At 54.5% G+C, this 18,130-nt stretch carries 10 protein-coding genes; all 10 read left to right on the top strand.

What is annotated here, in order from left to right:
• The first annotated feature begins 2 nt into the window (after nt 1-2).
• The 10 genes from E9954_RS07685 (at nt 3) to E9954_RS07640 (ending at nt 18,125) form a co-directional block, all read left to right on the top strand.
• On the top strand, nt 3-1,775 hold the full coding sequence (locus tag E9954_RS07685) for a right-handed parallel beta-helix repeat-containing protein (RefSeq protein WP_168442066.1): 1,773 nt from the start codon (nt 3-5) through the stop codon (nt 1,773-1,775).
• A 14-nt stretch (nt 1,776-1,789) separates the two neighbouring features.
• The gene (locus tag E9954_RS07680; RefSeq protein WP_136078619.1) at nt 1,790-3,295 is read left to right on the top strand and encodes a sulfatase family protein; all 1,506 of its coding nucleotides are present in this window, start codon (nt 1,790-1,792) and stop codon (nt 3,293-3,295) included.
• Nucleotide 3,296: 1 nt separating this feature from the next.
• Nucleotides 3,297-4,946: a sulfatase family protein gene (locus E9954_RS07675; RefSeq protein ID WP_136078618.1), complete on the top strand. Its 1,650-nt coding sequence runs from the start codon at nt 3,297-3,299 to the stop codon at nt 4,944-4,946.
• Nucleotides 4,947-5,022: 76 nt separating this feature from the next.
• Nucleotides 5,023-6,762, top strand: coding sequence for a right-handed parallel beta-helix repeat-containing protein (locus tag E9954_RS07670; RefSeq protein ID WP_136078617.1), 1,740 nt, complete (start codon nt 5,023-5,025; stop codon nt 6,760-6,762).
• A 56-nt stretch (nt 6,763-6,818) separates the two neighbouring features.
• Nucleotides 6,819-8,549, top strand: a complete 1,731-nt coding sequence (locus E9954_RS07665) for a right-handed parallel beta-helix repeat-containing protein (protein ID WP_168442065.1) — start codon at nt 6,819-6,821, stop codon at nt 8,547-8,549.
• A gap of 19 nt (nt 8,550-8,568) precedes the next feature.
• On the top strand, nt 8,569-10,065 hold the full coding sequence (locus tag E9954_RS07660; protein ID WP_168442064.1) for a sialate O-acetylesterase: 1,497 nt from the start codon (nt 8,569-8,571) through the stop codon (nt 10,063-10,065).
• A 54-nt stretch (nt 10,066-10,119) separates the two neighbouring features.
• Complete coding sequence (locus E9954_RS07655; RefSeq protein WP_136078614.1) at nt 10,120-11,433, top strand: sulfatase family protein; 1,314 nt, start codon at nt 10,120-10,122, stop codon at nt 11,431-11,433.
• 188 nt (nt 11,434-11,621) lie between these two features.
• Nucleotides 11,622-12,416, top strand: a complete 795-nt coding sequence (locus E9954_RS07650; protein ID WP_136078613.1) for a hypothetical protein — start codon at nt 11,622-11,624, stop codon at nt 12,414-12,416.
• Nucleotides 12,417-12,426: 10 nt separating this feature from the next.
• Nucleotides 12,427-15,486 carry a hypothetical protein gene (locus E9954_RS07645; RefSeq protein ID WP_136078612.1) on the top strand — a complete coding sequence of 1,020 codons (3,060 nt, stop codon included), beginning with the start codon at nt 12,427-12,429 and terminating at the stop codon, nt 15,484-15,486.
• Between the two features lie 95 nt (nt 15,487-15,581).
• Nucleotides 15,582-18,125 carry a sulfatase family protein gene (locus E9954_RS07640; protein WP_136078611.1) on the top strand — a complete coding sequence of 848 codons (2,544 nt, stop codon included), beginning with the start codon at nt 15,582-15,584 and terminating at the stop codon, nt 18,123-18,125.
• Nucleotides 18,126-18,130 lie beyond the last annotated feature (5 nt).

Genomic DNA, 18,130 nt, shown 5'->3' with positions numbered 1-18,130 from the left:
GAATGAGTTTTTGGGCAAGTGTAATTGTTGCAGGACTTTGCCTGGTTGCGTCGGCAGGGAGTGGGCGACCCTTCCATGTGGCGGATTTCGGCGCGGTGGGCGACGGGGTAACCGATGATGGACCGGCGGTTCGAAAAGCCGTGGAGGCCGCTGTTGCCGCCGGCTACGGCAGCTCCGTGGTCTTCGATGAAAAAAGCTACCGGCTTGATCGTTTCCGCGGGGGGGCTCAGATCAACCTGGACGGCGTGTCGGGTATTGCGTTGGAAGGGAATGGCGCACAGATCATCAATAATCCATACAACGCGTTCCTTAACATTTCGAGCTGCTCCAGGATTATGATGCGCGACTTTTCGTTTGATTGTGCGCCGTTGGCCTATACCCAGGGAACCATAACCCGCGTTGACCACCGTGAAGGTTCATTCCTACTGCAGCTTCACGACGGCTATGACAATCCGCTTCAAGTGGGCGAAAAAATGAGGCGAAAGATATGGGATGAGATTGGCTTTCTGATTCACCCGGACGAACGGAAACTCAAGCGGGGCGGGCCGGATCATTTCACAATAGTGAACATCACGGAGGAGAGTGGTGAAGCGGGACTCCTACGTATTCAATTAAGGGGGCGAACCTGCCAAAATATAGAGGTGGGCGATCGGTTCGTGTTTGCCCTCAACTATGCGGGTGGGGCGGCCAGTATTTCGGTCAGCTCCAGCAGTGACATCCTTTTGGAGAATTACGCGTTTCATGGCACCAAATACGGCATGACCCACTCCTTTGGCGGAAATAAAGGGCGGGTCTATGTCAAAGGGGCGAAAATCACGTTCAAGCCGGATTCCGATCGACTGATCAGTACGATCAAGGACGGTTTCCACTGCAAGCATAACGCGGTGGGGCCGATTATCGAGGGGTGTCATATAGAGGGTATGATGGATGACTCGATCAATGTTTCCGTCTGTCCGTATTGGGTGATCGAGGATCTCGGGAGCAAGCGGTATTTGATCGGAGGCGGGGCCCCCGCAGAGGGCGATGTATTGATGGCCTACACCCCGAAGTCCGGCACGATTGTCAATGATCTAAAGGTGCGTTCGGTGGAACCTCATCCGCATATAAAAGGAATCGTCGGGGGACGGGGCTTCTCGGTGATTACGCTGAATAAACCCATTCCGGAGCTTGGGTTGTTCGACCGGAATCGCACCTATTCCAAACCGGGGCTGTTTCCCGGCGGGCAGGATAAGATGGTGCTTACCGGGCTCTATAATATGGATCAATGCGGGAAGGACTATATTGTGCGGAACAACTATTTCGGTCCCCAGCGGCGCTTTTCGCTGTTGGCGAGATGCAATGGTGGACTCTTCGAAGGCAACACCGTGGAGGGTGGAGCCGGGGTCCAGTTGAATAATGAGGTCGGCTCATTTTATGAAGGGCCCTTTCCTGGTGATACCATCATCCGCAACAACATCATGCGCAATGTCAATAGGCACTCCTTCAGAGTCTATACCAATGGGCGCGGTGCCTTTGCCGAAGATATCACGATCGAGAATAATACGATCACCGATGGAGAGGGGCCGGAAATTATGTTGGAGAACATTGTTGGTGGAGCAGTCCGCGATAACACGATCCGGCGTGCAACGGCCTCCGACGTTCCGGCGATCCAGATCGGGGAAAGTAAAGACATGCGGGTAGACGGGAATACCTTTTCGAGCAGCATGAAACGGGATTCTGCGATTCAACTGACGAAATGTGAAAGCGTATCGGGATCGCGAAACAAATTTGAATAGAAGGAGTTAATGGTATGAAAAAAAAAGAAGCGCTATGTCTTGCAGCCCTTTTGCTGACGGGGTTGACCGTCGCGGAACAAAAGATGTCCGGAGGCCGCCCGGCTGGGACTGCTCCCAACCTGCTGCTGATTGTCACGGACGACGAGAGCTGGTTTGAGCACGATATCTACGGGCACTCCAATTTGAAGACACCGCACTTCAACCGGTTGGCCGAAGAAGGGGTACTCTTTACGCACGGCTACACCAGTGCGCCCTCCTGCGGGCCGTCGCGTGCTGCGATCCTCGCCGGTCGCAATATATGGGAACTGGAGCAGGGCGCGTTCATGCTGTCCTATTTCCCGAAAAAGTTTACCTCGATGATGGATCTTTTGGAGGCCAACGGGTATCAGGCGGCGCACTCCGGCAAGCGTTGGGGGCCGGGCCTCTATCCGCTGGAAGGACAGCACATGACCGGAAAGGGCGTGTACGATCATAAGACCAAGGATCGTGAAAATCGCATGTACATGAGTCCTTTTAATGTGCCGGATAATTTTGAGGCCTTTCTCGGTGATCGCGATGAAGACAAACCCTTCGTCTTCTGGGCAGGCATTGAAGAGCCGCATGCCCCCTGGGCGAATCAGGAGGAGGCGACAAGGCTGCTGAAAGAGGAGTTTGGTGTCGATGCCGACAAGATTAACACGGAACCGGGGAATAATCCGCATCGCCATCCGCTCGGTTTCTACTATGAAATCCTGCATGCCGATCAGCAGGTCGGACAGATGCTGGCTTCCCTTGAAAAACGGGGCATGCTGGAAAATACGCTGGTGCTTTACATTGGTGACAATGGGTCGGACAGTGATCCCGGGGGAATTATGGAGGATAAGGCCCGGGCGGCCGGCACCGAAATGAGCCCGCTTCGTTTGAAAGGAAAAAACACGGCGTATGATGCGGGATGCCACGTGCCGATGGCGTTGATGTGGAAAGGTTCGGTACCGCCCGGTCGTGTGGTTGAGGATTTCGTTAAATCCACGGATATCGCGCCGACCTTTTTGGAGGCTGCCGGTGTGGCGGTTCCGTCGTTCATGACCGGCAAAAGTTTCCTCGACGTGGTGAAGTCCGACAAGTCGGGCTGGATTGATCCGGAACGCGATTGGGTGATGACCGCCAGCGAGTGGCATACGCATCCGCGCACAAGCCGCACGATCCGCGATAAGCGCTTTGAATATATTGTTCAATATCCCAATGCAGACCGCACGGAGCGGGTTGAAGAGCTCTATGACCTGCAGAACGATATGTGGGAATACAAAAACCTAATCGATGATCCCGAATACGCCGCGGTTCTGGAGCGGCTAAGGACTCGTATGGATGCATACGGTCGTGCGACCGCCGACCCGCGTTCTACCGGCGAGATGGAACTTTTTGAAGAAACGCTGCAGGTGCAGGATCTGCTGATTCCGGAGTGGAACAAAGGGCTGGAAATCCGCCAGCGCGCCGCCGGCAAACCTTACAGCGAATTGAAAAAATATCTGGGTGTTGAATAGTATGAGATGGCATGGCGGTATAGTTGCTTTGTTGGGGTTGTGCGCTGCGGCGGTTGCTGCCGAACGACCGAACATATTGCTGATCATGACGGACGATATGGGCATCGGACAGTTTGCGCCGATGGCCGAAGAGCTGGCGGAAAGCGACTTTGATCCAAAGTTTGTTGACTACGTCCAGGGCCTGAAAAAAGGCAAGGCCTATTCAGGTGCCGACGCGCTGGAGGCGGCGCGCAAGGCGATGCCGACGATGTCGAAGCTGGCCGAGCACGGGCTGGTTTTCGAACGCGGCTTTTCCTCCAGTTCGCTGTGCAATCCTTCGCGGGTGGGTTTGGCGAGCGCGATGCATCCCAACCGCTTCGGCATTTATCGGAACCACGATGTGGTGGGCGTCGATGAAATCGTTTTGCCGCCGGAACGGATTCTGATGCCGCATTTCAAGCAGGCGGGCTATGCCACTGCGCACATCGGAAAATGGCACTTGAGTGGGCACGATAAAAAAATGGAGGCTCAGCTCCGGGAAAAATACCGCACGTTCAAGGGGGATAAAAAACAGTTGAACCGACTCATGGAAGAAGCGGGGTTCACCGGCTCGGTACCGGATGAACTGCATCCGCTGAACAACGGGTTCGACTATTACTATGGGTACAACTATCACCAGTCCCGCTTTATTGATGCCTATAATGTCTGGGATGGGTTTAAGCATGCGGGACGTCAGACAGCCTATAATACCGAGACTTTCACTGGAAAGGCGCTGGGTTTCATCGATTCAGCAAGGAAGCAGAGGAAGCCGTTCTTTATCAACCTACACCTGCATGCGATGCATGGGCCGCTGTTGCCGAATCCGCCGGAAAAATACATGGAGCCCTTCGCGGATGCGCCGGAGCTCCTGAAAAATTTCTATGGTCACCTGTATGCCGTGGATGAAGGCATTCGGCTCATCATGGAAAAATTGAAGGCCAATGGACAGCTCCGCAACACGGTCATCATTTTCACCTCCGACAACGGGGGTTCGGTTTCGGACATGAGCACACTGCCGGGCAATGCACCCCATCGGGGTCAGAAGGGGCAATACACCCTGGGCGGGGTGCGTGTGCCGTTGATGATTTTTTGGCCGGAACGGATCCAGAAGGGGCGTCGCACACAGGAACTGGCTTCCCTGCTCGATCTGATGCCGACGGCAATGGATGCGGCCGGGATCCCGGTTCCCGATGGACTCGACGGGCGGTCTCTGCTGCCGCTGATCGACGGTGCCGCCAAGGGGCCGCATGATCAGCTGGTCTGGTTTGGTCTTCATTCGCGGCTGTGGGGTTTTGAAAAGTTCATGACACACTACAGCGGTAACGGGCAGCAGGGACAGCTGAAGGAGAGAGAGCCCGGGGCCTGCCTGGTGGTCAGTGATGATTGGGCGCTGCGTTTTACCGGAGAACTGCAATCGCAGGTTTATACGGATTTTCCGGACGGACACGCCGCCGGCATTGAACTCTATTCCATGAAAAATGATCTGGGCGAAAAGAACAACGTGGCGTCGCAGTATCCCGAGGTGGTCGAGCAACTGAAGACTAAAGCGGCCCGCTTTGGGCGCGACCTGCCAGCCCCGAACATCTGGGAAAAATCCCGATGGGAAGAGTTGATTCACGGGGTTCAGCCCTGAAGCAGCTCGAAAGACATTATTTTTGAAAAAAACGCACCGGTTGAGTGCGGTGAACGGTTTTAAGGAGAATGAGAATATGAAAAATAATATTTTAATGGGTTGTGCAATGGCTGCTCTGTTGGCGGGATGCAACTCGGTTCCAACGGGTGGAGATATGGATTTGAAGCTAGCCGACTTCGGCGCGGTGGGTGATGGCAAAACTGACGACATTGCCGCACTGGTGAAGGCTTTGGACGCACTGGGGAATGCAGGGCCGGGTGCGACGCTGCACTTTGAAGCGGGCAAGGTTTATAAGCTGGGAGTACGTGACGACAGCGTCTATCAGATCGATCTGCAGGAACTCAAGCATGTAACGGTCGATGGCCATGGTTCCATGATCCTCGTCGATCCGAAGCAGGCCTATATTCGCATCCGCCGCTGCGAAGGCGTGACGGTTAAAAATCTCTTGCTGGAAAACGATCCGCTCTCCTATACGCAGGGCGAAATTATGGCCACCAATCCTGAAGAAGGCTGGTTTGATATCAAGCTGATGGACGGCTACTGCGAATTTCCGACGGATGAAGAACTGGCCACGGTTCGCCCGTTCTGGCCGTGGGGGGCCGTGCTCGATCCGCAGGAGCGCCGCATCCGTCCGGGCATGGTGGATCATGTATTCACGGAACGTTTTGAGAAGACGGGCGACCGCACGGTGCGCTTGTTCACCAAAGAAAATTACAAGCAGCACATTTCCAACTTCCGGAAGGGCGATGTCTATTTTCAGCCGCTCTACTGGAACGCCGTTGAACGGCTGGAAGGCCTCGGCATGCACGTTTCCTATGATGCATCGGCCAACATTATCGTCAGCCAGAGCGCCGACTGCGAAATTGAAAACGTCACCATGTACAGCGGCCGCAGCGCCATGACCAGCCGGGTGGAGTTTAATACCGGCCGGATTACGTTTGACGGATTCCAGGTGCGCCACCGTCCGGGCTTCGACGATCGTGTGGTGACGAACTGGCGCGACGGCATGCACTGCAAGGATAACCGCGTCGGGCCGCTCATTGAAAACTGCTATTTCGAGGGCATGCTCGATGACAGCATCAATATTGCTTCCGACACCATCATGGTGGCCGAAGTGCTGGGAGAGAACCAATTCCGCTTCTGCAACTGGCGCGGGCTGCTGACGTGGCACCGCGATATCTGCGCCGTGCGCGAGGGCGACCAGTTCATGGCCTACTTCCCGCCGACCGGCGAGGTGAAGGGGCCGTACACCGTGGTTAAAATGGATGAGGAACATCCTGAAATCATCACGCTCGATCAGCCGATTGAGGGCATTGTGACCGGGCAGGTGCGCGCACAGATTGATGGCAAGGCGACGCAGTTCTACAACCTCAATGCGGTCAGCCGCGGCTTCATTGTCCGCAACAATACCTTCGATAAACAGCGGCGCGATGCCATGCGTACCCGCGGTTATGACGGGCTGATTGAAGGGAATACCGTCCGCAATCTGGCCGCCGAAGGGATCTACCTTTCCAACGAAATGGGCAACTTTTATGAAGGGCCGTTTCCGCAGAATGTAACGATCCGCAACAACCACTTTTCCAACATGCATCGCGAAATCATCAAGCTGCAGTCCAAAACCGCCACCGAGCCGCTACCGCTCATGAAAAACATTGTCGTCGAGGGCAACACCTTCGTCAGCAGGGTCGAGAAGCCGGTTATTATCCGTAACGTGGAAAACGTAACCCTGCGCAATAACTCCTTCAAAAACGAAGCCGGCGAACCGCTCAAAAATCCCGTGTCTATGCATCATGTGAAAGGGCTGGTCGAGGAGTAAGTTAAGAACGAACTGTGATCGCCCGGCGTATTGAAACGATGATGTGGAGAATGATTGTGAAGCTTTTAATGTTAATGATGACTGCAGCGCTGTTGGCCGGTTGCCATTCAATGACCGGCAGCGGAACGAAGGATTTGAAACTTGCCGATTACGGCGCGGTAGGTGACGGTAAAACCGACGACATTGCCGCGCTGGTGAAGGCCCTGGATGCGCTGGAGGATGCCGGGCCGGGGGCGACGCTGCACTTTGAAGCGGGCAAGGTCTATAAACTGGGCGTGCGTGAGGACAGCGTTTATCAGATCGATCTGAATGAATTAACCGATGTATCGGTCGATGGCCATGGTTCGATGATCCTGGTGGATCCGAAGCAGGCCTATATTCGTATCCGCCTTTGCGAAGGGGTGACGGTGAAAAATCTCCTCCTGGAAAATGACCCGCTCTCCTATACGCAGGGAAAAATTATTGCCGTCAATCCCGACGAGGGTTGGTTTGATATCAAGCTGATGGAGGGTTACTGCGACTTTCCGACGGACGAAGAGCTGGCCACCGTGCGCCCGTTCTGGCCGTGGGGTTCGGTGCTCGATCCGCAGGAACGCCGCATCCGGCCGGGCATGGTGCCTCATGTGTTTACAGAGCGTTTTGAAAAGACGGGCGACCGCACCGTACGTCTTTTCGCAACACCGATCTTTCACAAGCACTTGGCCGAGTACCGAGTCGGGGATGTTTATTTCCAGCCGCTCTACTGGAACTCCGTTGAGCGCCTGGAAGGCCTGGGCTTGACGGTCTCCTATGATGCCTCCGCCAACGTGAAGGTCAGCCAGAGCGCCGACTGCAAAATTGAAAACGTGACTCTCTACAGCGGGCGCAGCGCCATGACGAGCCGGGTGGAGTTTAATACGGGCCGGATTACCTTTGATGGTTTCCAGGTGCGTCATCGGCCTGGATTCGAGGATCGCGTCGTGACCAACTGGCGCGACGGCTTTCACTGCAAAGATAACCGCGTCGGGCCGCTCATTGAAAACTGCTATTTCGAGGGCATGCTCGATGACAGCATTAATATTGCCAGCGATTTCATTGTCGCCGCCGAAGTGCTGGCAGAGAATAAATTCCGCTTCATCAACTGGCGCGAAGAGGTCACATGGAATGGCGATAATTGTGCCGTTCGTGAGGGGGATCGCTTTATGGTCTACTTTCGGCCGACTGCCGAAGTTAAGGGGCCTTACACCGTGGTGAAGATGGATGAGGAACACCCCGAAATCATCACGCTCGATCGGCCGCTTGAGGGGATTGAGAATCTCGTTACCGGGCGGACGCGCAGCGAAGTCGGCAAGGCCACGCAGTTTTTCAACCTCGATGTGGTGAACCGCGGTTTCATTGTCCGTAACAACACCTTCGATAAACAGCGTCGCCACCCCATGCTCGCCCGCGGGTACGATGGCCTGATTGAAGGGAATACCTTCCGCAACCTGTCGTACTCCGCGATCGAGATACACAACAGCGGCGTTGAGGGGCCTTTCTCGCAGGATATAACGATCCGTAACAACGACTTCTCGAACATTCATGGCAACATCATCGAACTCGAAACCAAGACCTCCATCGAGCCGATGCCGCTCATGAAAAACATTGTTTTGGAAGGCAACACCTTCGTCAGCAAGGTCGAGTCCCCGATCCATATCCGCAACGTGGAAAATGTAACCCTGCTCAACAATACGTTTAAAAACGAAGCCGGCGAGCCGCTCAAGAACCCCGTCTCAGCGCATCATGTGAAAGATTTGCGCATCGATTAGGCAAATGGAGATAACACCTATGAAAAAAATAATTGGTTCTCTGTTGCTCGGGCTTTGTGTTCAGGCGCAGGCGGTTGAGTTGGAGTTCGCACCGATTTTTAACGAGGGCGCGGTGCTTCAGTGTGAAATACCGGTCAACATCTGGGGCACCGCTGATCCCGGCGAAACGGTGACGGTTTCTTTTGCGGAACAGAAGAAAACCGCACAAGCGGATGCCCATGGAAAATGGATGCTTCAACTTGATCCGATGAATGCCTCTTCCGACCCGCGTACCCTAGCTGCCTCATCAACCAGCAACCAACAACTGACAACCATCCACAACGTAGTTGTGGGCGAGGTCTGGCTCGCCACTGGGCAGTCGAACATGCATCAGCCCGCGCGGGTTACGAAAGAGGGGCGTGAGGCGCTGAAGCGGGTTCACTCGAAGGTTCATTTTTCCAAAGTGCCTCTTCGCGAAGGCGCGCCTCACATACCTCCCTGCACAAAAGAAGAACTCAGTTGGGGCAAGTTCGGCCCCGCCCATAATCAGCTCGCCGCCGTCGCCTTTCATTTTGCCGAGGAACTGCAGCCGAAAGTCGGAAAACATGTCGGCGTGATTCAGTGTTCGTATGGTGGGACGCCGATTGAAAGCTGGATGCCGGAAGAGGCGCTGCAAGGCACTCGTCGCGGAAAATGGGTTCAGACCATGTTAGCGAATGAACGCAAACGCGGTTTGAGTGCAGACGAGTTGAAGAAAGAGATGGCTGATTATGATGCAGCAAAGGCCGCAAAAACGCCGAATCTGAAGCAGCCGGTTGGGAATCCGTTTTACAGCAAAACGCCGGCCGCGCTGTATGAGTCGATGACCAAGGAAATCATTCCCTACACGGCACGCGGAGTGTTGTGGTATCAGGGCGAAGCCAATGCGGCGCGTCCCGATGAGTATGTTGAGTTGCTGTCGGCGCACATCGGTCGGATGCGCGAAGATTTCCAATGTTCGGAACTTCCGTTTTACATTGTGCAGCTTTCGGCGTGGGGGCCGGGTGAAAAATACTGGCCGGCCTTCCGCGTGGCCCAGGGCAAGGTGCGCGATACGGTTCCTCATACCGGTTTGGCGCTTTCGCTCGATAAAGGCGATAAGACGGATATTCATCCGACCGACAAAAAGCCGGTCGGCCAGCGCCTGGCCTATCTGGCGCTCAATGAGGTGTATGGTGTGGATACCCCGTCCCGCGGGCCGATGCTTAAAGCCGCCAAGCCCAAGGGCACTAAAATGATCCTGACGTTTGACTATGCATTGGATGGGCTGAAAACCATGAATGGATCTGATGCGGTAACCGGGTTTGAAATTGCCGGAAGCGACAATCAGTTTGTCGCGGCAGACGCGCGTATTACAGGGGCGAACGAGATCACGCTGAGCGCAGCGTCGGTCGCCAGGCCGCAATTTGCCCGTTATGCGTGGAACGGCTTTTTTGAGCCGGCGTTGAATCTATATAATGCTGCGGATCTTCCGGCGGAGCCGTTTCAGTATCCATAGATGGTGATGCAGCAGGAGCGTGGATGAATGATTTTTTTACAGACTGGAGAATGAATGATGCCTGATAGACGGAAAAACATACTATTTATTCATGTCGACCAGATGCACTGGGAGGCGATGTCGGCCTATGGCAGCCCGTATGTCAAAACGCCGGCGATGGATCGGATTGCCGCGGACGGGGTTTCGTTCCGGGCGAGCTATTCGGCCAACCCGGTCTGTTGTCCGGCCCGCACGAGCTGGTATACGGGTCGCATGTCGAGCGAACACGGTACGGCCAACAATGGCAAGTATCCACTGCGCAACGAGCTCCCCGATCTCGGTGGGTGGCTGCGCAAGCACGGCGATTATGAAACGGCCTATGCCGGCAAGTGGCATATTTCCCGTGCTGTACCCGATAGCTTCAACCAGATCTACGGTCAGCACGAAGCCAAGGGGGACATCTTTGATCCCGCGGTTTCGCGCGCCTGCATGGGCTTCCTCGATAACTATGAGAGCGATAAGCCGTTTTTCCTGAATGCCGGTTTTATGAATCCGCACGACTGTTGCTATACCTCCGGCGCCCAGGGGGGCGAGGGCAAGTTTGCCTTCGACTCGGAGCTGCCGGAGTCGGAGCTCCCGCCGCTGCCGGAAAACTTTTATGTGTACAGGGGAAGGAAGAGCAAGAAGGATCCGGATAAGGAGCGCTTCATGCGCTACTACAGGTATGTCTACTACCGCTGGGTGGAGATGGTCGATGCCGAGATCGGACGCCTTTATGACATGCTCATGAATTCACGCTTTGCCGATAATACGGTGGTGATCTTTACGGCTGACCACGGCGATGGCCTTGGCTATCACGGTCAGGTGAGTAAATCCAAGATGGTGGAGTCCTCCTGGCGTGTGCCGACGATTGTGGTTACGCCCGACCGAAAACGGAAGGGGCAGGAGGATAACGAACATCTCAGTATCGGGGTCGATCTGTCGGCTACCATATGCGATTATGCCGATGTGCCGCCGCTTCCAAAGATGACGATCGGAAAAAGCCTGCGCCCGCTGGTTGAGGAAAAAGCGACCGATTGGCACGAATACATTGTCGGCGAAAACTGGAACGGGCAGGCCAAGGTCGGGATTCGCGATGCGATCCACAAAACCATTTTTTATGGCGATGGGAAACAGGTTTGCATCTATAACCTCGAAACCGATCCGCTGGAAATGAATGACCTGTTTGGAACCCCGGAAGGTAAGACCGTCCAGGCGAAGCACGAAAAGCATTTGCTGGATTACCTCGACAAGATTGAAGTGTACGAGCCGAAGAAGGTGACTGATAAGCAGCCGTCTTACAAACTCTACGCAGACTGGTACCGCGATTTTAAGAAGGAACGAGCGTAGCCCGAACCGTAAACAGATAAAAAGGATAGGCAAAATGATGGATGGCAAAATTATCTTTTCAGATGCATTCCTGATTATTTTGCCACGCATTATTTTGCCAATATTTTCCTGCTCAGCTTCTGTGTGTTCCGTGAAGAGAACACGGCTGTTGGTTGGTGGGAATTGATGGCATCCAGAAAGGAATGAAAATGAACCGCAGAAAGCATATCCAATTAGCAACCATCACCGCGCTGGCGGCTCAGGGCGGTTTGCCGCTGCTTGCGCGCCCCTCGTCCTGGGGTGGAGATAACCGTTTTGTGGAACCTTCCGCCATCGAACCGATCACGGGTTTTCTCCCGGAATTCAGACCGCTGACAGGCGGAGCCATGAACCGCGATTTTTCGGCAACCTACCGGATGATTCGGCAATACGGGCAGGCGGGTGGGGTCGCCGTGAATACGGAGACCGGGTCGCTCAAGCTCGCGTTCAAGGGCAATACCTGCAAAATCTTGGAAACGCGGGAAAGAAAGGACGGCATCAATAACACAGTCAAAACCGACCTGAGATTTAATGGTGAACATCATACCGCAAAAAGCTGGATCCTTGAATCATCCATCGTCGACCATCCGGAAGCGCGGCTTGTGGAGCAGGGAAGTTGGAATGGTAAGATCATGAGCGTTGAAACAAAATCGTCGAAGAGCAGTTATCCGACCGGAAAGCTGCTGATTGCTCGTCATTCGCTCCTGCCGCTGATCGCCTCCGGCAAGCTGAAAGAGACCCCGTTGCAGTTTGATCTGCTGGATGAGTGTACGCTGCGGCGGGATCAAACGGTTCGTTATGCCGGGGAAATTGAAATTCCCGTCGCGGGCGGCACCACCGTGCTGGACAGCTATGCGCACACCGGGTGGGGCAGTGTTCCGACCCATTACCTCGTCGACCAGTCCGGCCGTGTGCAGCTCATCACGATGCAGTCCGTTAACTGGGCGCTCTCTGAATTGTCCTGAGGCATATGAGGTGACAAAGGGGAGTTTCAGCATCCTATGGTTGGGCGTGCTGGCCGGGATGTCCGTTGCAACGCAGGCGGCGACCGTCGCCGTCGATTTCGCACTGGATGCAAATGCCGGGGTAATACCGGCCCGGGCCGCCGATAGTCACACTGATTTTGGCGACACGTGGAACTTTTCAGATACCGTTCCTTTGCTCGATGGGGGCAGTCTTCCTGTAAGCGGCAATACCAATGCGGTGGTATTTGGCGGAATGAAGGCCGGGTGGGGGACGAGCACCAATTATAATCCAAAATTTGTAATCGACCGGGCAAACGAACGGCTACAGCTCCAGATCAATTCGGGCAACCCGCCGCATTCGATGGAAGGGATGCTGCTCTGGAATCAGGCCGGTTTCCTCAACGGGATGGACAGCAAACAGGTTGTGTTTGACGCGGAATCTTCCATGACCGTTTCATTTTCAGCCTTTAATGGTACCACCCGTTTTGCCGTTCAGGATGGCGGCACCTGGTATGTTTCCGAAAGCACGTTTCCGGGTACGGGCACGCATACGTTAAATGCTCCGACGTCTGTCCGCTGGGCGCCCGTTTCAACGGATGGCAGCTACGCCATCGGATCGTTCGATTCGCGCAGCTTAATGGATATCCGGGGTGTTGGCATATACCTCGAAATGACCTCCCAAAACAACCAGGTCAACCTGAAGATGGAGGAGTTCCGGATGGTGGCGGGAGTCCATGACGGAGCCGGCTCCGGCTATCAGGAATGGGCCTTTTCTTTTCCATTGAGCGGTGGGCCGTACGCCGACGACGACGGGGACGGGGCCTCTAATCTTAAAGAGTTTGCCCAGGGCGGTAATCCAACCAATGCCGCAAACTCCGGTTACCCGGTCGAGTCCTGGGCGGCGGAGGCCGGCGGGGCCACGTGGTTGTATTTCAAGCATCCGTACCGTCCCGGCGTGAACAGCGGGATCGACTATCGGCTGGAGGTTTCGGGGACATTGCTCGAGGCATCTTGGCTACAGGCGGGGGCTCAGTATGTTGAAACGGTTGACGACGGCTTCGAAGCCGGATTGGATGCGGTCGTATACCGCGTTCCGGCCGATCAGCACGACCAGCGATATGCCCGCATTACCGCCGATGCGGTTGCTGCGATTCCGGCCCCGCTTGCCAATCTGGACATTTTTACCCAGGGCTACCCGCTCGGGATGTATTTTCGCTACACCGAGGGGAAGGTGGGCAGTGTAGATTACGATACGTGGGCCACGAGATACGGTTATCTCGACGGGATGCTCGGCAAAATGCTCGACGAAGAAATCTATGGACGAACGACCAATTCGCTTCCGCATTATGTGCAGTTCAAGCAGGACTATACAAACCAACTGGCCTTGCTGCACTTTAATGGCAACGCACGCGATCCCCGCTTTGACCGCGAAGCATTTGCGCCGCAGTTGTTCGTTCACTATGTCGGTTGCAACTCGCTGGATGCCATCAGCAGTGCGGAAACGGTTTCGGTGATCGAAGTCGAAGACACCACATGCTTTCTAACGAATATTGGCCGGGACAATGAGGGCACAGACAATATTACCATTTGCGCGCTTGATGCGGAGGGGTTACCCGACTGGACTGTCCATGAGGAGACCATTCTACTGTCGATCGACGCCGGCAACTCCACCATCACCGTTGAGCGCGGAGCCTTTGGCTCCACACCGCTGGCTTTTCCTTCCAACCAGGCCTATCTGGCGGCCCACGACTACGAAGGCCCGTGGAGTGATGGCCAGATTCTCTGGGCATACAACCACACGCTGAAACCTCCGCCCGACAGCAACGGCAAGCTGCTTTGGGAAGTGCTGGCAGAAGATCTCGGCAACCGCTTTCTGCCGGGCGGGCAGCTCGAACTCATCGACGGGATCGAATTCGATGTCCTGGTCGATGATCGAGGGGCGACTGGCGGTGATGGACGCAAGAAGGATTTTGACGGGGACGGTGTTAAAGATACGGTCGATGTGGATGGCATCAATACGTACGGCGTGGGGGTCATCCAGTTTCTGGCCCGGCTGCGTGAAATTATGGGTCCCGGTAAGCTGATTATGGCCGATGGCCATAGCAGCAGTAAGCAGCGCGGATTTAACATTTTGAACGGGATTGAAAGCGAGCGGTTTCCCAATTTCGGCGACGATGAGATCGATGAGTGGAGCGAGGGAATGAACCGGCATACGTTCTGGTTGGAAAATTGCTATCCCCCCGCATTCAACTTTATCAAGTACGACCCGGAGGTTTTCCTGCCGAACACGCATCGGCTGGGCTACGCCGCTGCGGTTCTCACCGATACGGCCATTAGTTCCGCCGGTGAGCCTCGTGACGGATTTAATATCCATGAATGGGATGAATTCCGGGCTGGCGAACTGAATCAGTGGAACTGGCTGGGGCGTCCGCTCGGCCCGGTGCAGCACCTCGCCCAGCAACAGCCCAATCTGTTTCAGGGGCTGGCTGTTTCATCGCTGATCACCACATCAGCAACGAAGGTGGACGGGCCGACAGGACTGGAATTGACGGAAAGCAGTGGCGACATCACATTCACGCTCGATGTCCCCGGTCATCTGCAGGGTGAGGATCTCACGATCTTTATCACGTTATCCGCGGATCCGATAGCGGGCTATCCCGCAACCCGAAACCGGTTGTTTGAACTGATGGAACCGGTGAGTAACAAGGTCGTCATGAGCTGGGCCGGTACCAAACCGTTCGAAGGCGGGTTTTATTTCAAAGACCTCAATACCGCTCAGTTGAGTGCCGAGATTGAATCGTCGGAGCGGCTCACGCTGCATTCGGTGACCGCCCATGCCCTTCCTGATATCTGTTACCGGGTCTTTGAAAACGGGGTGGTGATTGCTAATCCGTCGCTCGATCCATTTACGTTCGATGCGGCAGCCCTGCTGCCGGGAATGAGCCTGCAGCATCTGGAGGCGCATCCAAACCAGGATGATACGGTCAATACCGGCCTTCCTTCAGGTGCTCAAATTCAAATTCCGGCTAAGGATGCGGTCTTTTTGATTAGATTGGAAGCCATAGACTGATGTCCATGCTGTAACGAATGGTGTGACAGGCGGCACCTGTTTTGTGGGGTTCGCCAATAACACCTGGATTGAATTTAAATAGAGAGAAACAATATATGAAGAAGTGGATGATACAATGGATGGTGCTGTTTGCTGGGATTGGATTTGCGCAGCATTGCGCTTCCGCTGAAACGCCCGCAGAAGGATCAATTCTTTTTGTGGATGCCGACGAATCGAATACGGTTCGGTCGACGGATAAAAAGGAAACGTTCGCTTCAGACGAAGCTAAACCGGTTGGGTTATGGCGCAATCGTCCGGGAAAAGGCTTTAACCAACACCAAAACAAAAACCTCTACGAACGGATTTCCTGCGATGCACCGGTTCTTAAGACGACAGTCTCGGGACTCAAGCCGGGCCAAACTTACGGGGTCTATGTTTGCTATATTTCGAATCCGAAATTTTCCTGGCGGGTTCGCGCTGGGTTCGATGCGTATGGGTTTATGCAATTCACGCCGACGGAACCGGAGGGACGCATCACCGAGCTGGGGGCCAATAAAAGTCCGGCACTGAGCGAATATCTGGGTTTGATTGGTGATGCGAAAGCCGATGCGAAGGGAACGATCTCAGTTTATGTTGATGATGCACAGGGCGAAGGCGCAAGTGAGCGTACGTGGTATGAAGGGCTTGCTGTTGGTGCACCTACCGGTCAGAAAATAGAGCCGACGATCAACGTCAAAAAAACGCAGACCGCCTGGGAAGAGCGCGATGTGCCGAATCCGGTTTCAGGCCAGGAACGTCCGAATATTCTTTGGCTTACCTGTGAAGATATCAGCCCATACCTCGGGTGTTACGGTTTTGAACAGGCACAAACACCAAACCTGGATAAACTTGCCGAACACGGGGTTCTCTTTACGCGGGCATATGCTGCGACCACGGTGTGCAGTCCCGCGCGTTCTTCCCTGCTTACCGGAATGTATTCCACAACGCTGGGCACGCAGGGAATTCGGGGTGCAACAACCCTGCCTGCGGCTATTCCGGCCTATCCGGCTCTTTTCAGAGAGGCGGGCTACTACTGCACGAATAATAAGAAGACCGATTATAATTCGAGCTATGACACCGGGCCCATGAAAAAACTTCTATGGGATCAATGCAGCGATAAAGCTCATTGGAAACAAAGGCCAAAAGGGAAACCCTTCTTTGCCGTGTTCAATGAGCAAATTACCCACGAGAGTCGGATGAATCAAATTGACAATCTAGTCAAGCAAGGACGGATTCCGGCCGAATCACGGATTAACCCCGCAGACATTCGTTTGCCGGCCTATCATCCGGACCTGCCGGACATTCGGGATGATTGGGCGCGGTTGCACGACCTGATGACGGCGATGGACAGTTCCCAGGGCAAGCTGATCCAGGAAGTGATCGATGCAGGGCTGTTTGACGATACGATTATCATTTTTAATTCGGACCACGGCGGCATGCTTTCGCGTTCGAAGCATTATATTTATAACGGAGGTACACAGGTCCCGCTGATAGTCCGCATTCCGGAAAAGTGGAAACATCTTGCGCCGGGGCTGCCGGGTTCTGAAAATGATGAGTTTGTCGAGTTTGTCGATCTGCCCAAAACGCTGCTGAATATCTGCGGCATCGAGGTGCCGGAAATCATGCAGGGTCGTATTTTCCTTGGGCCGGACAAAGTGCCCGCGCCGAAAACGATGCATTGCTACCGCGACCGGCAGACAGAACGCTTCGATGTTTCCCGAGCGGTTACGGATGGAGAACATTATTTGATCCGGAATTTTTATCCGCATAAACCTCGAGGGCGCGACTTCCGTTTTGGACTCCAGACGCAGCAGAACTGGCGAGCCTGGGAAGCGTGGTATGAGGGCAACCCCGAAGCGGCGGGGCCCATTCATTCTCAGTTCTATAAACCGAAAGCCACAGTTGAACTCTTTGATATGACGGCGGACCCGGATCAGGTTCACAGCATCGCTAATGACCCAGCATTGAAAGAGAAACTCGCCGCCCTCGATGCCGATTTGGATGCCTGGATGATTCGCACCCGCGACCTCGGGCTGGTTCCTGAATCGATGCTCTTCGACTTAACGGGAGATGGAAAAAAGTACGCAACGCTCTATGAATATGGCCAAAGCAAAGACTATCCGATTGAAAAAGTTCTGAAGGCGGCCAAGTCTGCGAGCAGCCGGCGCACCAACGATCAGACCCTATATCTAAACTATACGAAAGACAACGTGCCGGCTGTTCGTTATTGGGGAGCCTATGCCCTTTTCTTAAATCGCATCAAAAGTGCGGAGGCCGAAAAATCCTTAGAGGCGATGATTAAGAACGACGCCTTTGCGGCAAACCGGATTATGGCGGCACAGGCCCTTGCGTGGTGCGGCGATTCGGCTGCAGCGTATAAGGCGATCATGAAAGAGATCAATCCGGAGGTGCGGAATGGGTATAGCTACTTAATGGCGGTTAACGCATTGCAGTACTCCCACACGGATAAAAACCTCACCCAAGCTGACTGGACCCGGTTTCAGCAGGAAGCTGAAGCAGGGGTTAAGCGGGGCGGACAAACCAGACATGGTTACGAGTATTCGATGCGAATTATTGACGATGCATTGGAAATCTGGCCCGAACGCCGCACCGTTGATTAGTGCTG

It is taken from the genome of Pontiella desulfatans, from assembly GCF_900890425.1.
GTDB lineage: Bacteria > Verrucomicrobiota > Kiritimatiellia > Kiritimatiellales > Pontiellaceae > Pontiella > Pontiella desulfatans.
Note: the sequence above shows the minus strand (reverse complement) of the source record. Positions and strands in the feature narration are given on the sequence as shown.